This window comes from Streptomyces sp. NPDC012794 (assembly GCF_042901085.1).
Classification (GTDB): Bacteria; Actinomycetota; Actinomycetes; order Streptomycetales; family Streptomycetaceae; genus Streptomyces.
Genome location: NZ_JBIBCI010000004.1, coordinates 119,424 through 138,346 on the forward strand (window position 1 = coordinate 119,424; position 18,923 = coordinate 138,346).

General features: G+C 75.5%; 19 protein-coding genes. 8 read left to right on the plus strand and 11 right to left on the minus strand.

Annotated features, from left to right (window positions below):
* The first annotated feature begins 238 nt into the window (after positions 1-238).
* From ACFY7H_RS09165 to ACFY7H_RS09195, 7 genes are all read left to right on the plus strand, one after another.
* Entirely contained in the window at positions 239-1,225 is a 987-nt protein-coding gene (locus tag ACFY7H_RS09165) for an ADP-ribosylglycohydrolase family protein (protein WP_388935307.1), read from the plus strand.
* Positions 1,226-1,446: 221 nt separating this feature from the next.
* Entirely contained in the window at positions 1,447-2,913 is a 1,467-nt protein-coding gene (locus ACFY7H_RS09170; RefSeq protein ID WP_388936188.1) for an ADP-ribosylglycohydrolase family protein, read from the plus strand.
* A gap of 7 nt (positions 2,914-2,920) precedes the next feature.
* Positions 2,921-4,066 (plus strand): ADP-ribosylglycohydrolase family protein, encoded by a 1,146-nt coding sequence (locus ACFY7H_RS09175; protein WP_388935310.1) that lies wholly within the window; start codon positions 2,921-2,923, stop codon positions 4,064-4,066.
* A complete protein-coding gene (locus ACFY7H_RS09180; protein ID WP_388935313.1) occupies positions 4,063-5,583 on the plus strand; it encodes an ADP-ribosylglycohydrolase family protein in 1,521 nt (506 codons plus the stop codon). The genes ACFY7H_RS09175 and ACFY7H_RS09180 overlap by 4 nt, the downstream gene beginning before the upstream one ends.
* Positions 5,580-6,521 carry a ribokinase gene (rbsK, locus tag ACFY7H_RS09185; RefSeq protein ID WP_388935315.1) on the plus strand — a complete coding sequence of 314 codons (942 nt, stop codon included), beginning with the start codon at positions 5,580-5,582 and terminating at the stop codon, positions 6,519-6,521. The genes ACFY7H_RS09180 and rbsK overlap by 4 nt, the downstream gene beginning before the upstream one ends.
* Entirely contained in the window at positions 6,518-7,762 is a 1,245-nt protein-coding gene (locus tag ACFY7H_RS09190; protein WP_388935317.1) for a CaiB/BaiF CoA transferase family protein, read from the plus strand. Before rbsK ends, ACFY7H_RS09190 begins: the two co-directional genes overlap by 4 nt.
* Positions 7,759-8,571: an HpcH/HpaI aldolase/citrate lyase family protein gene (locus tag ACFY7H_RS09195; protein WP_388935320.1), complete on the plus strand. Its 813-nt coding sequence runs from the start codon at positions 7,759-7,761 to the stop codon at positions 8,569-8,571. The genes ACFY7H_RS09190 and ACFY7H_RS09195 overlap by 4 nt, the downstream gene beginning before the upstream one ends.
* A 410-nt stretch (positions 8,572-8,981) precedes the next feature.
* On the opposite strand, the gene lgt is transcribed toward ACFY7H_RS09195, so the two are convergent.
* The 11 genes from lgt to hisI all read right to left on the minus strand — a co-directional run bounded on the left by lgt (position 8,982) and on the right by hisI (position 18,182).
* Positions 8,982-10,043: a prolipoprotein diacylglyceryl transferase gene (lgt, locus tag ACFY7H_RS09200; RefSeq protein ID WP_388935323.1), complete on the minus strand. Its 1,062-nt coding sequence runs from the start codon at positions 10,041-10,043 to the stop codon at positions 8,982-8,984.
* An 88-nt stretch (positions 10,044-10,131) separates the two neighbouring features.
* The gene (locus tag ACFY7H_RS09205; RefSeq protein WP_388935326.1) at positions 10,132-11,070 is read right to left on the minus strand and encodes a DsbA family protein; all 939 of its coding nucleotides are present in this window, start codon (positions 11,068-11,070) and stop codon (positions 10,132-10,134) included.
* A 95-nt stretch (positions 11,071-11,165) separates the two neighbouring features.
* Positions 11,166-11,996 carry a tryptophan synthase subunit alpha gene (gene trpA / locus ACFY7H_RS09210; RefSeq protein ID WP_388935328.1) on the minus strand — a complete coding sequence of 277 codons (831 nt, stop codon included), beginning with the start codon at positions 11,994-11,996 and terminating at the stop codon, positions 11,166-11,168.
* Positions 11,993-13,258, minus strand: a complete 1,266-nt coding sequence (gene trpB, locus ACFY7H_RS09215) for a tryptophan synthase subunit beta (protein WP_388935331.1) — start codon at positions 13,256-13,258, stop codon at positions 11,993-11,995. Before trpB ends, trpA begins: the two co-directional genes overlap by 4 nt.
* A 178-nt stretch (positions 13,259-13,436) precedes the next feature.
* Complete coding sequence (gene trpM, locus ACFY7H_RS09220) at positions 13,437-13,676, minus strand: tryptophan biosynthesis modulator TrpM (RefSeq protein WP_388935334.1); 240 nt, start codon at positions 13,674-13,676, stop codon at positions 13,437-13,439.
* Between the two features lie 8 nt (positions 13,677-13,684).
* Entirely contained in the window at positions 13,685-14,494 is an 810-nt protein-coding gene (gene trpC / locus ACFY7H_RS09225) for an indole-3-glycerol phosphate synthase TrpC (protein WP_388935337.1), read from the minus strand.
* Positions 14,495-14,675: 181 nt separating this feature from the next.
* Complete coding sequence (locus ACFY7H_RS09230; protein ID WP_388935339.1) at positions 14,676-15,173, minus strand: DUF2752 domain-containing protein; 498 nt, start codon at positions 15,171-15,173, stop codon at positions 14,676-14,678.
* Positions 15,174-15,240: 67 nt separating this feature from the next.
* The gene (locus ACFY7H_RS09235; RefSeq protein WP_388935342.1) at positions 15,241-15,492 is read right to left on the minus strand and encodes an HGxxPAAW family protein; all 252 of its coding nucleotides are present in this window, start codon (positions 15,490-15,492) and stop codon (positions 15,241-15,243) included.
* Positions 15,493-15,623: 131 nt separating this feature from the next.
* Positions 15,624-16,253: a TIGR02234 family membrane protein gene (locus ACFY7H_RS09240; RefSeq protein ID WP_388935345.1), complete on the minus strand. Its 630-nt coding sequence runs from the start codon at positions 16,251-16,253 to the stop codon at positions 15,624-15,626.
* A gap of 22 nt (positions 16,254-16,275) precedes the next feature.
* A complete protein-coding gene (locus ACFY7H_RS09245; protein WP_388935348.1) occupies positions 16,276-17,796 on the minus strand; it encodes an anthranilate synthase component I in 1,521 nt (506 codons plus the stop codon).
* Positions 17,797-17,813: 17 nt separating this feature from the next.
* Positions 17,814-18,182 carry a phosphoribosyl-AMP cyclohydrolase gene (hisI, locus tag ACFY7H_RS09250; protein ID WP_388935351.1) on the minus strand — a complete coding sequence of 123 codons (369 nt, stop codon included), beginning with the start codon at positions 18,180-18,182 and terminating at the stop codon, positions 17,814-17,816.
* An 84-nt stretch (positions 18,183-18,266) separates the two neighbouring features.
* On the opposite strand from hisI, the gene ACFY7H_RS09255 reads away from it, so the two are divergent.
* Positions 18,267-18,899 (plus strand): TIGR03085 family metal-binding protein, encoded by a 633-nt coding sequence (locus tag ACFY7H_RS09255; RefSeq protein WP_388935354.1) that lies wholly within the window; start codon positions 18,267-18,269, stop codon positions 18,897-18,899.
* The last annotated feature ends 24 nt before the right edge of the window (positions 18,900-18,923 follow it).

An 18,923-nucleotide genomic window follows, 5' to 3' on the forward strand; every position in this document is an offset into this window, starting at 1 on the left:
GCGAGCGACGCGCGGCTGTGCCCCGGCGCGGGACACTCCCCCCTCAACACCTCGAAAGTACGCACGATTTCGGGCTCCCGCCAGCAAGGAAGGCCGTACTTACCTGGGCTTTCGCGGGTCGGCGACCGGGTGACGGGGGTGCGCGGGGGGCGTTTCGCGGCGACCGACAAACCTCATGCCGTGGCACAAATCCCCCAGGGGCTCATGATGAGCCCCCCACCAAGTGGAGAGGCGCGCCATGGAGCTGACCACATGCAGTCCTCAGGTCCTCCTCGAACGGGCCAGGGGCGCACTTCTCGGCCTCGCGGTGGGTGACGCGCTGGGCGCCCCCGCGGAGAACATGAAGCCGTCGGAGATCCGGGCGAAGTGGGGCCGGATCGAGGGTTTCGTCTCGGACGACCCGGCGGGCACGGACGACACGGAGTACGCGATCTTCTCGGGCCTGCTGCTGGCCCGGCACGGCTCCGCCCTCACCGTCGCGCACGTGGAACGGGCCTGGCACCACTGGATCGCGGACCTGGACGAGGGCCCCTTCCGCGGTGCGGGCTTCTCGGAGCGCGGAACGCTGGAGAACCTCCGCCGGGGCCTGGCGGCGCCGATCTCGGCGCAGCACCGGCACGCCTGGTCGGACGGCCTGGCGATGCGCGCGGCCCCGTTCGGGGTCTTCGCCGCCGGCCGGCCGGCGGAGGCGGCCCGCCTGGTCGCCATCGACGGCTCGGTCAGCCATGACGGGGAGGGCATCTACGGCGGCCAGGCGGTGGCGGCCGGTGTCGCCGCCGCCATGGCCGGCGGCTCGCCCGTCTCGGTGGTCTCGGCGGCCCTGTCCGTGATCCCGTCCGACTCCTGGACGGCCCGCTCGCTGCGCCGCGCGGTGACCGCCGCCCCGCGCGGGGAGCGGGCCGTGCGCTCGGCGGTGGTCATCGGCGGCTACCCCTGGACGGACCTGGCGCCGGAGGCGGTGGGCCTGGCCTTCGGTGCCTTCGCCGCCTGCGCGGGCGACTTCCCCGGCTCCGTCCTGACCGCCGTCAACATGGGCCGGGACGCCGACACCACGGCGGCGGTCGCGGGCGCCCTGGCCGGCGCCCTGTCGGGGGCAGCGGCCATCCCCGCCGCCTGGGCCTCGGCGATCGGCCCGGTCCGGGGCAGCTGCCTCCCCTCGATGCGCGGCTACCACGTCCTGGACGTCGCTGACCTCCTCACCCCCGAATCCGAGCCCGCCCGATGACCCCGGACTCCCTCACCGGCCCCGCCGCGCCGGACCGCGCCCCCGCACCGGGCCTCCCCCGGGCCGCCGCTCCGGCGCCCCCCGCGCTCCCCGCACCCGACGGCCCGGCCCGGCAGCCCCGGCCGGAAGCCGCGGCCCCGGGCGGGGGCACGGCCACCGCGGGGGATCCCGCCCCGGCCGGCGGGCCCGCGCCCGTACCCGCGCCCCCGGGCACCCCCGCCATCCCGGCGGCGGTCTGGACCGCGTGCCCCCTGCCGGGAGCCACGCCCCCGGCCCCCGGCCCCGGCGTGCCGCCCCCGGGCGGCGGACCCGGCCCGGCGGCCGCGCTCACCGCACCGCCGGCCGGCACCACCACCGCGCCCGTCCCGGCCGGCCCGGCCGGCACCGTCACCGCGCCCGGCCCTCCCGGCCCCGGCCGGGACGCGGCCGCGGGGCCCGGGGGGCCGCCCCGGGCGCCGGGGAGGGGCGCGGCGGGGGGAACCGCCGCCCCCGCCCGCCTCCCCGGGATGCCGCGCCCCACGCCCCGCGAGGAGCCCCGTACCCCCGCCTCGCCGGCGCGGGCGGGCCGGCGGATCGAGGGGCTGCTCCTCGGCCTCGCGGCGGGCGACGCCGCCGGCTGGCCCGCCGCCCGGCACCGGGCAAGCCGGATGCCGGAGTGGACCCGCCGCCTCACCCGCGAGCTCGACACCTTCGCGGAGCAGAACGCCACCACCACCCTCCCCGTGCCCATCGCCCTCAACCAGCCGCCCGAGCCCCTGCGCCTCGGCCCCTCCGACGACGCCGAATGGGCCGCCTTCGCCGCCGAGTCCGTACTCACCGCCGCCGGGGCCCTGCTCAGCGACCTCTCCCGGTCACGCCGCATGCGCGCCGCCATCGACCTCGCCTGGAACGCCCTGGCGAGCGAGGTCGCCGCCGCCGCCGAACGCGCCCCCGAGGTCGAGTCCGCGGTGCTGCCGATGCGCGCCCGGATCTCCGTACGCGCCGGGCTCGGCAACCTCGCCGCGGGCCTGCGCCCGCCCGCCACCGGCCACGACAACCCGCACTACTTCGACGACGCCGCTTGCGTCCGGGCCTGCGTGCTGGCCGTCGTGCACCCCGGCGACCCCCGGGCGGCCGCGGACCTCGCCGAGTTCGACGCCCGCTACACCCAGGACGGCGACGGGGTCCACGGCGCCCGCGCCATGGCCGCCGCGGTCGCCGCCGCCCTCGCCGGGGCGGACCCCGACACCGCCGTCGACGCCGCGCTGGCCCAGCTGCCCGCCGCCACCGAGATCGGCCGCAACGCCCGGCACGCCGTCGGACTGGCCCGGGCGCAGCAAGGCCCGGAGGGCGAGGGCGCCTTCGCCCTCGTGCCCCTGCTGGAGCACCAGATCGTCGACCACGTCTACAGCTACGGCATCGCCGCCGCCGAGACCGTCCCCGTGGCCCTCGCCCTCACCACCGCCGCCCGCGGCAGCGTCTGCGGGGCCGTCCCGGCCGCCGCCTGCCTCTCCCGCGTCGCCGACTCGGCCCCCGCCCTCGCGGGCGCCCTCACCGGCGCCCTCGGCGGCGGCGACTCCCTGCCCGCCGCCTGGCGCGAGGCCTGCCGCACCCTCTCCGGATGCGCCCTGCCCCGGCTGGCCGGAACCGACCTCGTCGAACTCGCCGCGCTGCTCTCGCGTACGGAACTCACCTCACCGAAGGGATGATTCGGGCATGACCCTCACACTGGAGGACCGGTTCTCGGGCGCTCTCGTCGGCGCCGCCGTGGGCGACGCCCTCGGCGGTCCGGTGGAGGGCTGGTCCCCGGAGCAGATCGCCGAACGGCACGGCGGCCGCGTGCACGGCATCGTCGGCCCCTGGTACGAGGACTGGCGCACCGCCCGGCCCGTCGCGCCGTACCACAAGGGCGACGGGCACGTCACCGACGACACCCTCATGACGCACGCGCTGGTACGCGTCTACACGGCCGTACGCGACCACCTGGACGCGTACGCCGTCGCCGAGCACCTCGTGCCGGACCTGATGGGCACCCCCCGCTGGATCCCGGAGCTGGAGGCCGAGGCGCTGCCCCTCCAGCGGATCTTCCTCGCCGAGAAGTGGATCGTGACCCGGCTGCACTACGCGCACGCGGACCCCCGCGAGGCGGGCACCGGCAACATCGTCAACTGCGGTGCGGCGATGTACATGGCGCCCGTCGGCCTGGTCAACGCGGGCAATCCGGCCGCCGCGTACGCCGAGGCGCTGGACGTCGCGGGCGCGCACCAGTCCTCGTACGGGCGGGAGGCGGCCGGAGTCTTCGCGGCGGCGGTCGCGGCGGCCTGCGCCCCGGGGGCGACGGCCGCCTCGGTGGTGGACAGCGCGCTGGCCCTGGCCAAGGACGGCACCCGCGCGGCCATCGCGGCGGTCCGCGAAGTCGCCCTGCGGCACCGGGACTTCGAATCCGCACTCGCGCCGCTGCGGGCGGCCGTGGCCCCGTACGACTCGGTCGGACCGGACTACCGGGCGCCCTCGCTCGGCGCCCGCCGCCCCTCGCGCCTGCACTCCATCGAGGAACTCCCGATCGCCCTCGGCATGCTGCTGGTCGCGGACGGCCGGTACGAGACCTCCGTGCTCGGCGCCGTCAACTACGGCCGCGACTGCGACTCCATCGCCACCATGGCCGGGGCGGTCGCGGGCGCCCTGGGCGGGGAGTCCGCTGTGCCGGCCGGGTGGGCGAAACGGGTCGCGGAAGCCAGCCGGCTCGACCTGCACGCCCCGGCGGCCGCGCTGGCCGCCGTGGCCCGGGAGGTCTTCGACCGGGACCTGTCCCGCCGGCGCGCCCACGAGGACGCCTTCGCCGCGATCGCCTCTCCGCGGTGACGGGCCCCCGCGCCGCAGGCCCGGCCCCCGCCGCCCAGGACCTCGTACGGCTCACCTGGGCCCAGCCCGAGGACCTGCTCGGCCACGAGCTGCGCCAGGCCGCGGAGGACGGCCGGGACCCCGGCCCGGCCCTGCGCACCTGGCTCGCGGCGGGCGGCCGCCCGGCTCCCGCCCGGGCCGGGGCCTCCCCCGCCCCGGCCGCGCCGGAGCTGCGCGCGCTCGCCACCCGCCTGCTGGCCGGGCTAGCGGACCTCCCCGTCCCCTCGGCGGCCGCGGAGCCCACCGCCTGGCCGGCCCTGCGCGCCACCTGGCCCGCACCGCCGCCGGAAGCCCCGGGCCGGGAACCCCGGCGGGCTCCCGCGACGGCCACGGGCAGCCCGGCCCCGGCCGACGGGCCGCACCCCGGCCCGGACACCCGGGGACCGGCCGGGCCGCCCACCGCGGCCGACGCCGTGGATCCCGGGCTGCGCCGCAGGCTGGAGGCCGCCTGGGCCGGCCGGGCCGTCGGCTGCGTGCTCGGCAAACCCGTGGAGAAGCTCCCCCTGGAGGGGATCCGGGCCCTCGCCCGCGCCGCCGGGAACTGGCCGCTGGACGACTGGTTCACCGCACGCGGCGTCCCGGCCGGGCTGCTGGCCGCTTACCCGTGGAACCGCCGCTCCGCCGCCACCTCCCTCGCCGAGAACATCGACGGCACGCCCGAGGACGACGACCTCGACCACCCCCTCCTCGGCCTGCTGCTCCTCCAGCGGCACGGCAAGGGCTTCGGCACCGCCGACCTGGCCCGCCTCTGGCTCGACGAGCTCCCCGCCGGCCGCACCTTCACCGCCGAGCGCGTCGCCTACCGCAACCTCCTCCAGGGGCTGGAACCCCCGCTCACCGCCACCCACCACAACCCCTTCCGGGAGTGGATCGGAGCCCTCATCCGCGCCGACGTCCACGGCTGGACCCACCCCGGCGACCCGGCCGCCGCAGCCGAGCAGGTCTGGCGGGACGCCACCCTCACCCACACCGCCAACGGGGTCTACGCCGCCCTCTTCGCCGCCGCAGCCATCGCCGAGGCCGCCGGCGGCCGGGCCGACGTGCACGCCGCGCTCCGGGCCGGGCTGGCCGTCGTACCGCCCGGCTCGCGCCTCGCCGAGGCCGTCCGCTTCGGCATCCGCGCGGCCGGCGAGGAGGCCCGCTTCGACCGGGTCGTGGACCGGCTGCACGCCCGCTACGGCCACTACCACTGGGTGCACGCCGTCCCCAACACCGCCCTGATCGCCGCCGCCCTCACCCACGCCGACGGGGACTTCACGCACTCCGTGTGCCGGGCGGTGTCCGGCGGCTGGGACACCGACTCCAACGGCGCCACCGCCGGGTCGGTCGCCGGACTCCTGGCCGGGTCCCCCGACCGGATCCCGGAACGCTGGACCGCCCCGCTGGGGAACCGCCTCGCCACCACCGTCGCCGGTTTCGACGGCGTCGGCTTCGACACCCTCGCCCACCTCACCGCCCAGGAGGCATCCCGACCATGACGGCCATCGCCGTGCTCGGCAGTACCAACATGGACCTCGTCGCCTACGTGCCCAAGGCCCCCCGCCTCGGGGAGACCGTCACCGGGCGGGAGTTCCGCACGGTCCCCGGCGGCAAGGGCGCCAACCAGGCGGTGGCCGCCGCCCGCCTCGGCGGGGAGGTGGTGATGATCGGCGCGGTCGGGGCGGACGCGTTCGGCGTACGGCTGCGGGCCGCACTCGCCTCGGCCGGGATCGAGACCGCGGCCCTGCGCACCGTCGAGGGCGCCAGCGGCACCGCGCACATCACCGTGGACGACGAGGGCGGCAACAGCATCATCGTCATCCCCGGCGCCAACGCCCGCGTCACCGGCCTGGAGGCGGGCGACGCATCGCGGATCGGCGCCGCCGACTGCCTGCTGCTCCAGCTGGAACTGCCCCTGGAAGCCGTCCTCGCCGGCGCGGAGGCCGCCCGCGCGCGGGGGGTCCGTACGGTCCTCACCCCGGCCCCCGCCCAGCCGCTCCCGGCCGGGCTGCTCGCCGCCACCGACCTGCTGGTCCCGAACGAGCACGAGGCCGCCGCCCTGACCGGGCTCACCGATCCGCACCGGGCCGCCGAGGCGCTGCTGCGGGAGGTCCCGGAGGTGGTGGTCACCCTGGGCGGGGCCGGCTGCCTGTACGCGGCCCAGGGGCGCGAACCCCTCGTGGTGGCGGCCCCCCGGGTCCGGGCGGTGGACACCACCGCCGCCGGGGACACCTTCGTCGGGGCGCTGGCGGTGGCCCTCGGGGAGGGCCGCGCCATGCTGGAGGCGCTGCGCTGGGCCTGCGGGGCGGCGGCGCTGTCCGTCCAGCGGCCGGGCGCGCAGGACTCCATGCCCACGCGGGCGGAGACGGACGCCTTCGCCGCGGCCGCGCCGGAACCGGGCCCGCCGGCCCCGCCGCGCGACGGGGCCCGCTCATGACTCCCGCCGGCCCGGAGCCCGGGGCGCCGCCCGCGGGCGCGGCCCCCGGGCTCGGCGGCGGCCCGCTGGCCGGGCTGCGGGTGCTGGACCTGGCCACCCTGTTCGCCGGGCCGCTGGCGGCCACCCTGCTCGGGGACTTCGGCGCCGAGGTGGTCAAGGTCGAGCACCCGCACCGGCCCGACCCCTCCCGCGGGCACGGGCCGGCCAAGGACGGCGTCGGGCTGTGGTGGAAGCAGCTCGGGCGGAACAAGCGGACGATGACCCTCGACCTGTCCACGCCCGGCGGCCGGGACACCCTGCTGCGGCTGGCCGCCACCGCCGACGTGGTCGTCGAGAACTTCCGCCCCGGCACCCTGGAGCGGTGGGGGCTGGGCTGGGAGGCCCTGTCCGCCGCGAACCCGCGCCTCGTCCTGGCCCGCGTCACGGCCTTCGGCCAGCACGGCCCGTGCGCCCGCCGCCCGGGCTTCGGCACCCTCGCCGAGGCCATGAGCGGGTTCGCCGCGATCACCGGGGAGCCGGACGGGCCGCCGACGCTGCCGCCGTTCGGCCTCGCGGACTCCATCGCCGCCCTGACCTGTGCCTACGCGGTGATGACCGCGCTCGCGGGGCGCGACCGTACCGGCCGGGGCCAGGTCGTCGACCTGGCGATCATCGAACCGATCCTCACCGTGCTGGGCCCGCACCCGCTCTGGTACGACCAGCTGGGCTACGTCCAGCCCCGCACCGGCAACCGCTCCGCCAACAACGCCCCGCGCAACACCTACCGCAGCGCGGACGGCCGCTGGCTGGCGGTGTCCGCCTCGGCCCAGTCGATCGCCGAGCGCGTGCTGCGGCTCGTCGGCCGGCCGGAGCTGATCTGCGAGCCCTGGTTCGCGACCGGCTCCGGGCGGGCCGCCCACACCGAGGTCATCGACGAGGCGGTCGGCGGCTGGGTCGCCCGCCACAAGGCCGACGACGTGGTCGCCGCGTTCGAGGAGGCCGAGGCCGCCGTCGCCCTGGTGTACGACGTCCGGGACGTGATGGCCGATCCGCAGTTCGCGGCCCTCGGCACGGTCACCGGCGTCGAGGACCCCGAACTCGGCCCGCTCCGCATGCAGAACGTCCTCTTCCGGCTGTCCGGGACCCCCGGCGGGATCCGCTGGGCCGGCCGCCCGCACGGCGCGGACACCGAATCCGTCCTGACCGAGCTCGGCCTCACCGGGGCCGAGATCTCCGCTCTCCGCCTGGAGGGAGCCCTGTGATCCTGACCTGGCTGTACGCGCCCGGGGACCGCCCCGCGGTGGTGGCGAAGGCCCTGCGCAGCGAGGCCGACGCCGTCATCGTCGACCTGGAGGACTCGGTATCGGCCTCGCGCAAGGAGTACGCCCGCGCGGCCACCGCCGAGCTGCTGACGGAACGGCCTCCGCTCCCCGTCCACGTCCGCGTCAACGCCCTCGGCTCGCCCTGGTCGGGCGCCGACCTCACGGCACTGGCCCGGCTGCCCGGGCTCGCGGGACTGCGGCTGCCCAAGATCGACGCGCCGGAACAGATCACCCGGGTCGCGGAACGCACCGGAGGGGTGGCGCTGTACGCGCTGCTGGAGTCCGCGCTGGGGGTGGAGAGGGCGTTCGAGATCGCCCGCGCCCACCCCTGCCTGCACGGGCTGACGCTGGGCGAGGCGGACCTCTGCGCCGACCTCGGCGTCCGCGCGGAGAGCGGGCTCGACTGGCCGCGTTCCAGGGTCGTCGTCGCGGCCCGCGCCGCGGGGCTGGCGCCGCCCGCGCAGTCGGTGTTCCCGGACATCCGGGACCTGGAGGCGCTGGCCGCGTCGTGCGCGCGGGGCCGGGCACTGGGTTTCCTCGGCCGGGCGGCGATCCACCCCCGCCAGCTCCCGGTGATCGAGCGGGCCTACCTCCCCCGGCCGGAGGAGGTCACCGCCGCCGAGGAGGTCGTCACCGCCGCCCGCACCACGCCGGGTGCCCTGGCCCTCCCGGACGGCCGCTTCGTGGACCCGGCGGTCGTGGCCGCCGCCCACCGCACCCTGTCCCTCTCCCAGCGATCCCCTTCCTGACGCGCCGCTCGCGCGGCTCGGCCGCGGGCGGCCTCCCCGGCTGCGCGCCGCTGCGCCGGCCTCCGGCCGTCGGACCCCGGGCGGGGCCGGTGCGGGTGGCCGGGGCCGGTAGGTCGTGCGCGGGCGGGTGGCCCGCTGCGCGGCGCCCGCTCCTTCCCGCCCTTCACCCGTTCTCGCCTCAGGCGCCGGCGCGGCCCTCCGCAGGCGCACGGCACCGCACGGTCCGGCCGCGCTCGTGCCTCGCGCCGTCACATCCAGCCTCGCCGACGTTGAGGCGCGGGGTCCGGGGCGGAGCCCGGGGAACGGTGGAAGGGCGGGGAGCATTCCGCGCAGCGGCTCCGAGGCGCCGGCCGGGTACGCCGGAGCGGGCGCCGCGGTACGCGCGGCGCCCCCCTCCCGTGAAGACCCGGTCAGCCCTTGTCGGCCTCCGCGGCCTTCGTGAGGCTCGTGGGCTTCGCCTCGGCGTCGGCCGCCTTGATCTCCGCAGCCGCCGGAACGGCATCGGCATCGGCCGCGGGCTTCGCGGGGCTCGTGCGCTTCGTCCCGGCCTCGTCCGCCTCGTCCGCCTTGACCTCCGCGCCCGCCGGGACGGGCTTGGCATCGGCCGCGGCGTCCTTCGGCTCAGCCGAACCCGCATCGGCGGAACCCGAACCGTCGGCGGCCACCGGTTCCACGACCGCCTCGCGCCCCGGCCGCAGCTTCGCCGAGAGCACGAAGTAGACCACCGCGCCCACGAAGACCACGATCGCGGTCCAGACGTTCAGCCGCAGCCCCAGGATGTGGTGCGCCTCGTCGACCCGCATGTACTCGATCCAGCCGCGCCCCGCGCAGTACGCCGCGACGTACAGGGCGAAGGCCCGCCCGTGTCCCAGCTTGAAGCGCCGGTCGGCCCAGATGACCAGCGCGGCCACGCCCAGGCACCACAGGGACTCGTACAGGAAGGTCGGGTGGTAGGTGCCCGCGACCCGGTTCGGGCCCTCGCTGATCTCCAGCGCCCACGGCAGGTCGGTCGGGCGGCCGTACAGCTCCTGGTTGAACCAGTTGCCCCAGCGTCCGCAGGCCTGGGCGATGGCGATGCCCGGGGCGAGCGCGTCGGCCCAGGCGGGCAGCGGGATGCCGCGCAGCCGGCAGCCGATCCAGGCGCCGACCGCGCCGAGCGCGATCGCGCCCCAGATGCCGAGGCCGCCCTCCCAGATCTTGAAGGCGTCGACCCAGTCCCGGCCCTCGCCGAAGTAGAGCTGGTAGTCGGTGATCACGTGGTAGAGGCGACCGCCGACCAGGCCGAAGGGCACGGCCCACACGGCGATGTCCGCGACCGTGCCCGGCTTTCCGCCGCGCGCGATCCACCGCTTGTTGCCGAGCCAGACGGCGACGAAGACGCCGACGATGATGCAGAACGCGTAGCCGCGCAGCGGGATCGGTCCGAGATCGATCACGCCGGTCGACGGGCTGGGGATGTAAGCAAGGTCCATGGCAGACCTGACGCTACCCTGCCGGGCGGTACGCACCGCAACCCGCCCGGCAAGCTGAAATCAAAACCACACGCGGCGGGGCCGCCGCTCAGCCTCCCGATCCGGCTCCCGTCCCGGTCCGGGAGCCGGAAGCGGAACCCGATCCGGCGGTGGGGGCGCTCCTGGTGCCGCTCCTCGTCCCTCCGTTGCCGGACGGGGACGCGGAGGGGGAGGCGGACGGTGACGGGACGGCCTTGCCGCCCGTGCCCTCGACCTTCTCCTTCAGCTTCTGCGGGGTCAGCGGGTTCGCCTGGTCGGAGAAGATGTCCTTGCCGTCGAGAAGCACGGTGGGGGTGCCCCGGAACTTCCCGGTGCGGAAGGCGTCGTGCGACTTGAGGACCCAGCTGTTGTGGGTGCCGTCCTCCACGCAGGAGCGGAAGGCCGGGGTGTCGAGCCCCTCGACCTTGCCGGCCAGTTCCAGCAGCCTGGCGTTCTTGCCGAAGGCGTCGTCGGTTTCCTGCGGCTGGTTCTGGAAGAGGAGGTCGTGGTACGGGGCGAACTTGCCGGCGTCCTGGGCGCAGGCGGCGGCGTTCGCCCCCTTCAGGGAGCCGGTGCCGCCCATGTTCCCGTCGATCAGGGTGACCAGGTGGTACTCGACCTTGAGCAGCCCCTTGGCCTCCAGGTCGTGGATGGTGGCGCGGTAGTTGTCCTCGAAGGCCTTGCAGGCGGGGCAGCGGAAGTCCTCCCACACCGTGAGGGTGGACTTGGCGCTGTCCTTGCCGGTCTGGATGGCGAGCGCGTCCTTGCCGGTGGCTCCGGAGGGGGCGGCCACCGGGCCGTCCTTGCCCGGCTTGTCGCCCTTGCCGGCGTTGGCCGCGATCACGCCGACGACGGCGGCCAGGCCGAGCACGCCGAGGACCGCTCCGGCCACCAGGAAGGTCCGCCGGCGCTTGTCCCGGGCCTTCTGCCGCTCGCGCTCCTCCTGGAGTCGCTCCCGGGCCGATCGTTTCGTCGCATCGCGGTTCGCACCGTCGTTCTTCTCGCTCACGACGGGCCAAACGAAGCGGGGAGGCACTCGCGTGCCTCCCCGCTCACGTTTCCACCCGATCGGGCTACAGAACCCCTTCCGGGGCCCGTCCCGGGTCAGGACCTGCGTACGCCTTCCGCAAGCTCGCCCGCCAGTGCCCGCACGGCCGACAGGCCGGCCGGCAGGTCGGGGGCGTCCAGGAGCAGCTTCACGAAGGCCGAGCCGACGATCACACCGTCGGCGAAGCCCGCGACCTGCTTGGCCTGCACGGCGTTGGAGACTCCCAGGCCCACGCAGACCGGCAGGTCGGTGGTGGCGCGGGTGCGGCGCACCAGTTCCTGCGCCTCGTTGCCGACGGACTCGCGGGTGCCGGTGACGCCCATGAGGGAGGCCGCGTAGACGAAGCCGGAGCCGGCGGCGGTGATGGTCGCCAGGCGCTCGTCCCGGCTGCTGGGGGCGACGACGAAGACGGTCGCCAGACCGTTCTTCGCCGCGTGCTCGCGCCACAGCGCGGACTCCTGGACCGGCAGGTCGGGCAGGATGCAGCCGGCACCGCCGGCGGCCGCCAGCTCGGCGGTGAACCGCTCGACGCCGTAGCGGTCGATGGGGTTCCAGTACGTCATGACCAGGATCGGGACCCCGGTGGCCTCGAAGGCCTCACGGACGGTGCGCAGTACGTCGGCGATCCTGACGCCGCCGCGCAGGGCGATGTCGTCGGCGGTCTGGATGACGGCGCCGTCCAGGACCGGGTCGCTGTGGGGCAGGCCGATCTCGACGATGTCGGCGCCGCCCGCGATGACGGCCTTGACGGCCTCGATGCCGCCGTCGACGGTCGGGAAGCCGGCCGGGAGGTAGGCGACGAGGGCCGCGCGGTCCTCGGACTTGGCCTTGGCGAGGGTGGCGCTCAGCAGTTCCAGGTGGCCGGTCCTGTCGGTGGTGCCGCTCACTTGTCGTCCCCCTCGATGCCCTCGGTGCCCTGGGCGCCGTCGTACAGCCCGAAGTAGCGGGCGGCCGTGTCCATGTCCTTGTCGCCGCGGCCGGACAGGTTGACCACGATCAGCCCGTCCGGGCCCAGTTCCCTGCCCAGGTCGAGGGCGCCCGCGAGGGCGTGCGCCGACTCGATGGCCGGGATGATGCCCTCGGTGCGCGACAGCAGGCGCAGGGCCTGCATGGCGGCGTCGTCGGTGACCGCGCGGTACTCGCCGCGGCCGCTGTCCTTGAGGTAGGAGTGCTCGGGACCGATGCCCGGGTAGTCCAGGCCGGCCGAGATCGAGTAGGGCTCGGTGATCTGGCCCTCCTCGTCCTGGAGGACGTAGCTGCGGGAGCCGTGCAGGATGCCGGGCTCGCCCGCGGTGAGGGTGGCGGCGTGCTCGCCGGTCTCCACTCCGTGTCCGGCGGGCTCGAAGCCGACCAGGCGGACCCCGCTGTCCGGGATGAAGGCGTGGAAGAGGCCGATGGCGTTGGAGCCGCCGCCGACGCAGGCGGCGACCGCGTCGGGGAGCCGGCCGGCGCGCTCGATGATCTGGCGGCGGGCCTCGACGCCGATGACGCGGTGGAAGTCGCGGACCATGGCCGGGAAGGGGTGCGGGCCGGCGACGGTGCCGAAGAGGTAGTGCGTCCGGTCCACGTTGGCGACCCAGTCGCGGAACGCCTCGTTGATGGCGTCCTTGAGGGTCCGGGAGCCGGACTTCACGGCGATGACCTCGGCGCCGAGCATGCGCATGCGGGCCACGTTGAGGGCCTGGCGCTGGGTGTCGATCTCGCCCATGTAGATGGTGCAGTCGAGGCCGAAGAGGGCGCAGGCGGTGGCGGTCGCCACGCCGTGCTGGCCGGCGCCGGTCTCGGCGATGACGCGGGTCTTGCCCATGCGCTTGGTGAGCAGCGCCTGCCCCAGCACGTTGTTGATCTTGTGCGAGCCGGTGTGGTTGAGGTCCTCGCGCTTGAGGAAGATGCGGGCGCCGCCCGCGTGCGCGGCGAACCGGGGCACCTCGGTCAGGGCGCTGGGCCGGCCCGTGTAGTTGACCATGAGGTCGTTGAGCTCGGCGGCGAAGGCCGGGTCGCCCTTGGCCTTCTCGTACTCGACGGCGACCTCGTCCACGGCGGCGACGAGGGCCTCCGGGATGAACTTGCCGCCGAAGTCACCGAAGTAGCCCTCGGCGTTGGGGACGTGACCCTCCGGGTCCGGGATGAAGAACGAGCTGGTGGACATGGCCACTACTCCTACGGGTGCGGAATGCGAGGCTTCGCTCGACGCGGGCTGGATGCACCGTATTGCGCCGCCGGTCCGTGGCCCGCGCACCCCGCTGAGGGGTGGGCGGCGTACGGAACGGGACGGTCCGCGCCCGGGAAGGGGCGGGGACCGTACGCGGCCGCCCGCGCCCGGTACGTCAGGGGTACCGGGCGGGGAGGGCCGTCGTCAGGGGCGCGGCTCCGGCGCGCCATCGCATGCCGTTGACCTGTCCGGGCTCGGACCCGATCACGTAGCGCACCCGCCTGCCGTGCACGCGGCGCGCCGGGGCACGGCAGCCGCGGGGGCGGCAGCCGCGCGCCAGGGGCGCGTGCGCCGTCGGCACGCCGGCCGGGCCGTGGCCCGGGCGGGTGCGGACGCGGGAGCGGGCGGGAGGCATGGGAGTGGTCAGCTCCGCCCGTGGCGCAGGGCGGGGTGGGCGCCGGCGGCGACGAGGTCGGCCACGGCCGCCTTCGGGTCGCGGCCGGTGACCAGGGACTCTCCGACGAGGACGGCGTCGGCCCCCTCGTTGGCATAGGCGATCAGGTCGTGCGGTCCGCGGATTCCGGACTCGGCGACCTTCACGATGTGGGGCGGGATCTCTCCGACGATCCGCTCGAAGGTGGAGCGGTCGACCTTGAGGTCCTTCAGGTTGCGCGCGTTGACGCCGATGATCCTGGCGCCCGCGGCGACGGCGCGCTCGATCTCCTCCTCGTCGTGGACCTCGACGAGCGGGGTGAGGCCGATGGACTCGGCCCGCTCGATGAGGGAGACCAGGGCCTCCTGGTCCAGGGCCGCGACGATCAGCAGCACGAGGTCGGCGCCGTAGGCGCGGGCCTCCCACAGCTGGTACGCCGTGACGATGAAGTCCTTGCGCAGGATCGGGATGTCCACGCGTGCGCGGACGGCCTCGAGGTCGGCGAGCGAGCCGCCGAAGCGGCGCTCTTCGGTGAGGACGGAGATGACCGCCGCCCCGCCGGCCTCGTAATCGGCGGCGAGCCCGGCCGGATCCGCGATCGCGGCCAGCGCGCCCTTGGAGGGGCTGGAGCGCTTGACCTCGCAGATCACCTTGACGCCGTCGCCGCGCAGGGCGGCGACACCGTCCTTGGCCTGGGGCGCCTTGGCGGCACGCTCCTTGAGCTCGTCGAGGCTCACGCGGGCCTGCCGTTCGGCAAGGTCTTCGCGGACCCCTTCGATGATCTCGTCGAGCACACTCACGCGAGCGGCCCCCTTCCGGGTTGATGACGGTCGGCCGCCTTGCAGACACGTTCCACTGCAAGGTCAGCACTCAAATGGTATCCGCAGGTCGCCGAGGGCTCCGCACGGACTTCTCGGTGTCCCATGGACTGGACACTCGGAATATGGCCCTCCCGTAGTTCCCGCAAGGGCCTCCGCCGGGTCAGGGGGCCAAGGCAGAACCGAACGGGAGGTTCCGGACAATCGAGAAGGCGAGCACGACGACCCCGATGCCCCACCAGGCGGCCGGCCCCGGGGCGATCCGGGGGACCGGTCCGCCGCGGAAGGCCCGCACCAGCCACAGAGCCGTGAACGCGGCGAAGACCAGGTATCCGGCCACGGCCACGGCGTTGGCGCCGAGGGCGGCCGGCAGGTCCCCGGTGGCGAAGGCGTGCGCGCTGCGCAGCCCGCCGCACCCGGGGCACAGCACCCCGGTCAGCCGGAACAGCGGGCAGACCGGGTAGTGCCCGGGCTCGTTGGGGTCCACGGCACCCACGTACGCGAACGCCGCCGCCACCCCGGCCAGGGTGAGCACGGGGGCGGCCAGCCGCCGGGCCCGGGAGGCCCGTACGGGCGCCGGGGCGGGAGGCGGCGGCTGCCGGAGCGCCGCGTGCGGGGCGTCGGTGTGAGGGGCGTCCACGCGCTGATTCTCTCCGCTCATGACGAAAGGCGCAGCCCGACGGGGCCGCGCCTTTCGAAAGCGGACCGGCAGACCCGCGGGATCGCGCTCAGACCTTGGCGGGAACCCGGTTGGCGGCGATGACCTCGGCGAGGTCGCGGTGGCCGTCCTTCGGCGCGCCCATGCCGGCGGCCCGCATCGCGAGGCCGACCACACCACCGAGCGCGACGACGACCAGGCCGGCCCAGAACCCGAGCGGGTTCGCCAGCACCATGAAAGCGCCGGAGACGCAGAAACCGATGAAGGCGATGATGACACCGGTCCAGGCGGCCGGGGTGTGTCCGTGGCTCGTGCCCGCCATGAGTTGCTCCTCGTTGCTCTGTCTCAAGCGTGTAGAGAGCGTGGCCTGTGTCGCACGCTCGCTGTCGTTGTCATTCTCCCGCACGGGGCCGCCGGTTTCGCCAGTGGGTGGGGGTCCGCGGCGGGGCCCGCTCAGCCGGTGGGGTCCTCGCCGCGGTCCAGCGCCTTCCACAGGTCCTCCGGCCGGTCCGGGTCGACCGGGGCCGGGGTGCGTCCGCGGGGGCTCCCGTCGCGCTCGTAGCGGCCTCCCATCGCGGGCCAGTCGCGGCCGAAGCGCAGCGCGAGCAGTCCCGCGAGCAGGATCAGCGCCGCGCCGGAGGCGGTGACGTAGGGCCACGCCGTGTGGCTCAGCTCCATCACCCGGGCGGCGGTGTCGGCCGTCGCGGTGGCGGCCCGCTCGTCCAGCGCCCGCCGGTCGTCGGCGGCGGCCACCGCGGCCAGCGCCGCGCCCAGGCCGCTCAGCGCGAGCAGTCCGGAGACCAGCAGGCGCCCGCGGCCGCGGACGGCGAACACGGCGACCAGGGCGGCGAGGCCGACGATGGCCAGCGCCGCCGGGAGGCCCGTGACGGCCCGCCCGTCCGCGGTCAGGGGAAGGCTGCCGCCCCCGATGGAGGCGCTGCCCCGGGCCCAGGTGCGGCCCGAGGCGAGCAGGACGACGGTGGCGCCGAGCGCGCCGAGCAGCAGGGCGACGGCCACGGTGCGGCGGCCGGTGCTGCTCCCGGCGGCCTCGGCCTCGTTGGGGGGGTGGGGTACGGCGGTCACGTACCCACTATCCCCTACGGCCTCAGGCGCGGTGGAGGCGGTTCGCCGCTCCCACGGCGCGGAGCACGGCGGCGGCCTTGTTGCGGCACTCCTGGTCCTCCAGCTCGGGCACCGAGTCGGCGACGACCCCCGCTCCGGCCTGCACGTACGCCGTCCCGTCGCGCAGCAGCGCGGTGCGGATGGCGATGGCGGTGTCGGAGTCCCCCGCGAAGTCGAGGTAGCCGACGCAGCCGCCGTACAGGCCGCGGCGGGAGGGCTCCAGCTCCTCGATGATCTGCATGGCGCGCGGCTTGGGCGCTCCGGAGAGGGTGCCGGCGGGGAAGCAGGCGGTGAGCACGTCGAAGGCGGTCCTGCCCTCGGCGACCCGTCCGGTGACCGTGGAGACGATGTGCATGACGTGCGAGTACCGCTCGATGCTCATGAAGTCGACGACCTCGACCGAGCCCGGCTCGCAGACCCGGCCCAGGTCGTTGCGGCCCAGGTCGACGAGCATGAGGTGCTCGGCGCGCTCCTTCGGGTCGGCCAGCAGCTCCTCGGCCAGGTCGTTGTCCTCCTGCGGGGTGGCGCCCCGGTGGCGGGTGCCGGCGATGGGGTGGACCATGGCCCGGCCGTCCTCGACCTTGACCAGCGCCTCGGGGCTGGACCCGACGACGTCGAAGCCGTTCTCGAAGCGGAAGAGGTACATGTACGGGGACGGGTTGGTGGCCCGCAGCACCCGGTAGACGTCCAGAGCGGAGGCGTGACAGGGGGTCTCGAACCGCTGCGAGGGCACCACCTGGAAGGCCTCGCCGGCCCGGATGCGTTCCTTGACGTCCTCGACGGCCGCCTGGTACTTCTCGCCGCCCCACAGCGCGTCGAAGGGCGGCAGCTCCGACTCCGGGAGCGGGGCGGGCGCGTAGGGCGCGGGCCGCGCCAGGTCGGCCTCCATCGCGTCGAGACGGGCGACCGCGTCGGCGTGGGCCTCGTCGGCGCCGGTGTCGAGGGCGTTGTGGTTGATCGCGTTGGCGATGAGCAGGACGGTGCCGTCCCAGTGGTCGAGGACCGCCAGGTCGGAGGTGAGGAGCATGGTCAGCTCGGGGAGCTCCAGGTCGTCGTCGGCGTGGTCCCCGATGCGCTCCAGGCGCCGGACGATGTCGTAGCCGAGGTAGCCGACCATGCCGCCGGTGAAGGGCGGCATGCCGCCCGCGAGGTCGCGGGGGGTGTGCAGGGCCTCGACGGTGGCGCGCAGGGCGTCGAGGGGGTCGCCGTCCGTGGGGACGCCGACGGGCGGGGTGCCGATCCAGTGGGCCCGGCCGTCCTTGACGGTGAGGGTGGAGTCGCTGCGGACTCCGACGAAGGAGTAGCGGGACCAGGAACGCCCTCCCCCACTACCTCCGGTGTGGGAGGTACCCCCAAGGGCGGATTCCAGCAGGAACGTGCCGGGGCGTTCGGCGGCCAGCTTCCGGTAGAGCCCGACGGGGGTGTCCCCGTCGGCCAGCAGCCTGCGGCTCACGGGGATGACGCGGCGGTCGGCCGCGAGCTTGCGGAACGTCTCGAGATCCATGGGGGGACCCTAACTGGCTAGCTGGCGTCGCTGAGGAGGAGGACATCGTCGTCGAAGCAGGTACGGGCACCCGTGTGGCAGGCGGCACCGACCTGGTCGACCTTGACGAGCACGGTGTCCGCGTCGCAGTCGAGGGCGACGGACTTCACGTACTGGAAGTGGCCGGAGGTGTCCCCCTTGACCCAGTACTCCTGCCGGCTGCGGGACCAGTAGGTGCAGCGGCCGGTGGTGAGGGTGCGGTGCAGGGCCTCGTCGTCCATCCAGCCGAGCATCAGCACCTCACCGGTGTCGTACTGCTGGGCGATGGCCGGAACCAGGCCGTCCGCGGAGCGCTTGAGGCGGGCGGCGACGGCGGGGTCGAGGGAGGACGTACTCATGGGCCCCATTGTGCCGGGCGGAAGGCCCTGTTACGGATCACCGTCCGCCTGATGAGCGGCGGCGGGGTGGCTTCCGGTCGTAGGCTGGCCCGTATGTCTACCCATGCGAAGCGTGAACGCCTGCTGCTGGCGGACCTTTTGGAGGCGGCGGGGCCGGAGTCGCCGACGCTGTGCGACGGCTGGACCTGCCGGGAACTGGCGGCGCACGTGGTGGTGCGCGAGCGCCGCCCGGACGCGGCGGGCGGGCTGCTGCTGAACGTGCTGAAGGACCGCCTCGACCGGGCGATGGCCGAGTACGCGGCCAAGCCGTACGAGGAACTGATCCAGCTGATCCGCACCGGCCCGCCGAAGCTGTCCGTGTACGCCCTGAAGCAGATCGACGAGGCCGCGAACGCGGTGGAGTTCTACGTCCACGCCGAGGACGTGCGGCGCGCCCAGCCGGACTGGTCGCCCCGGACGCTGGACCCGGTGTTCTCGGACGCGCTGTGGTCCCGGCTGGAGAAGCTGGCCCGTCTCACGGGCCGCCGCTCGCCGGTGGGCCTGGTGCTGCGCCGCCCGGACGGGCGCACGGCGGTGGCCCACAAGGGCGTACCGGTGGTGACGGTGACCGGGGAGCCGGGTGAGCTGACGCTGTTCTGCTTCGGCCGGCAGGACGCCGCCGCCGTGGAACTGGACGGCGAGAAGGAGGCCGTGGCCCGGCTCACGGTGGCCCAGCTGGGCATCTGAGGGCCCGGGGCCCGACCGGGACCG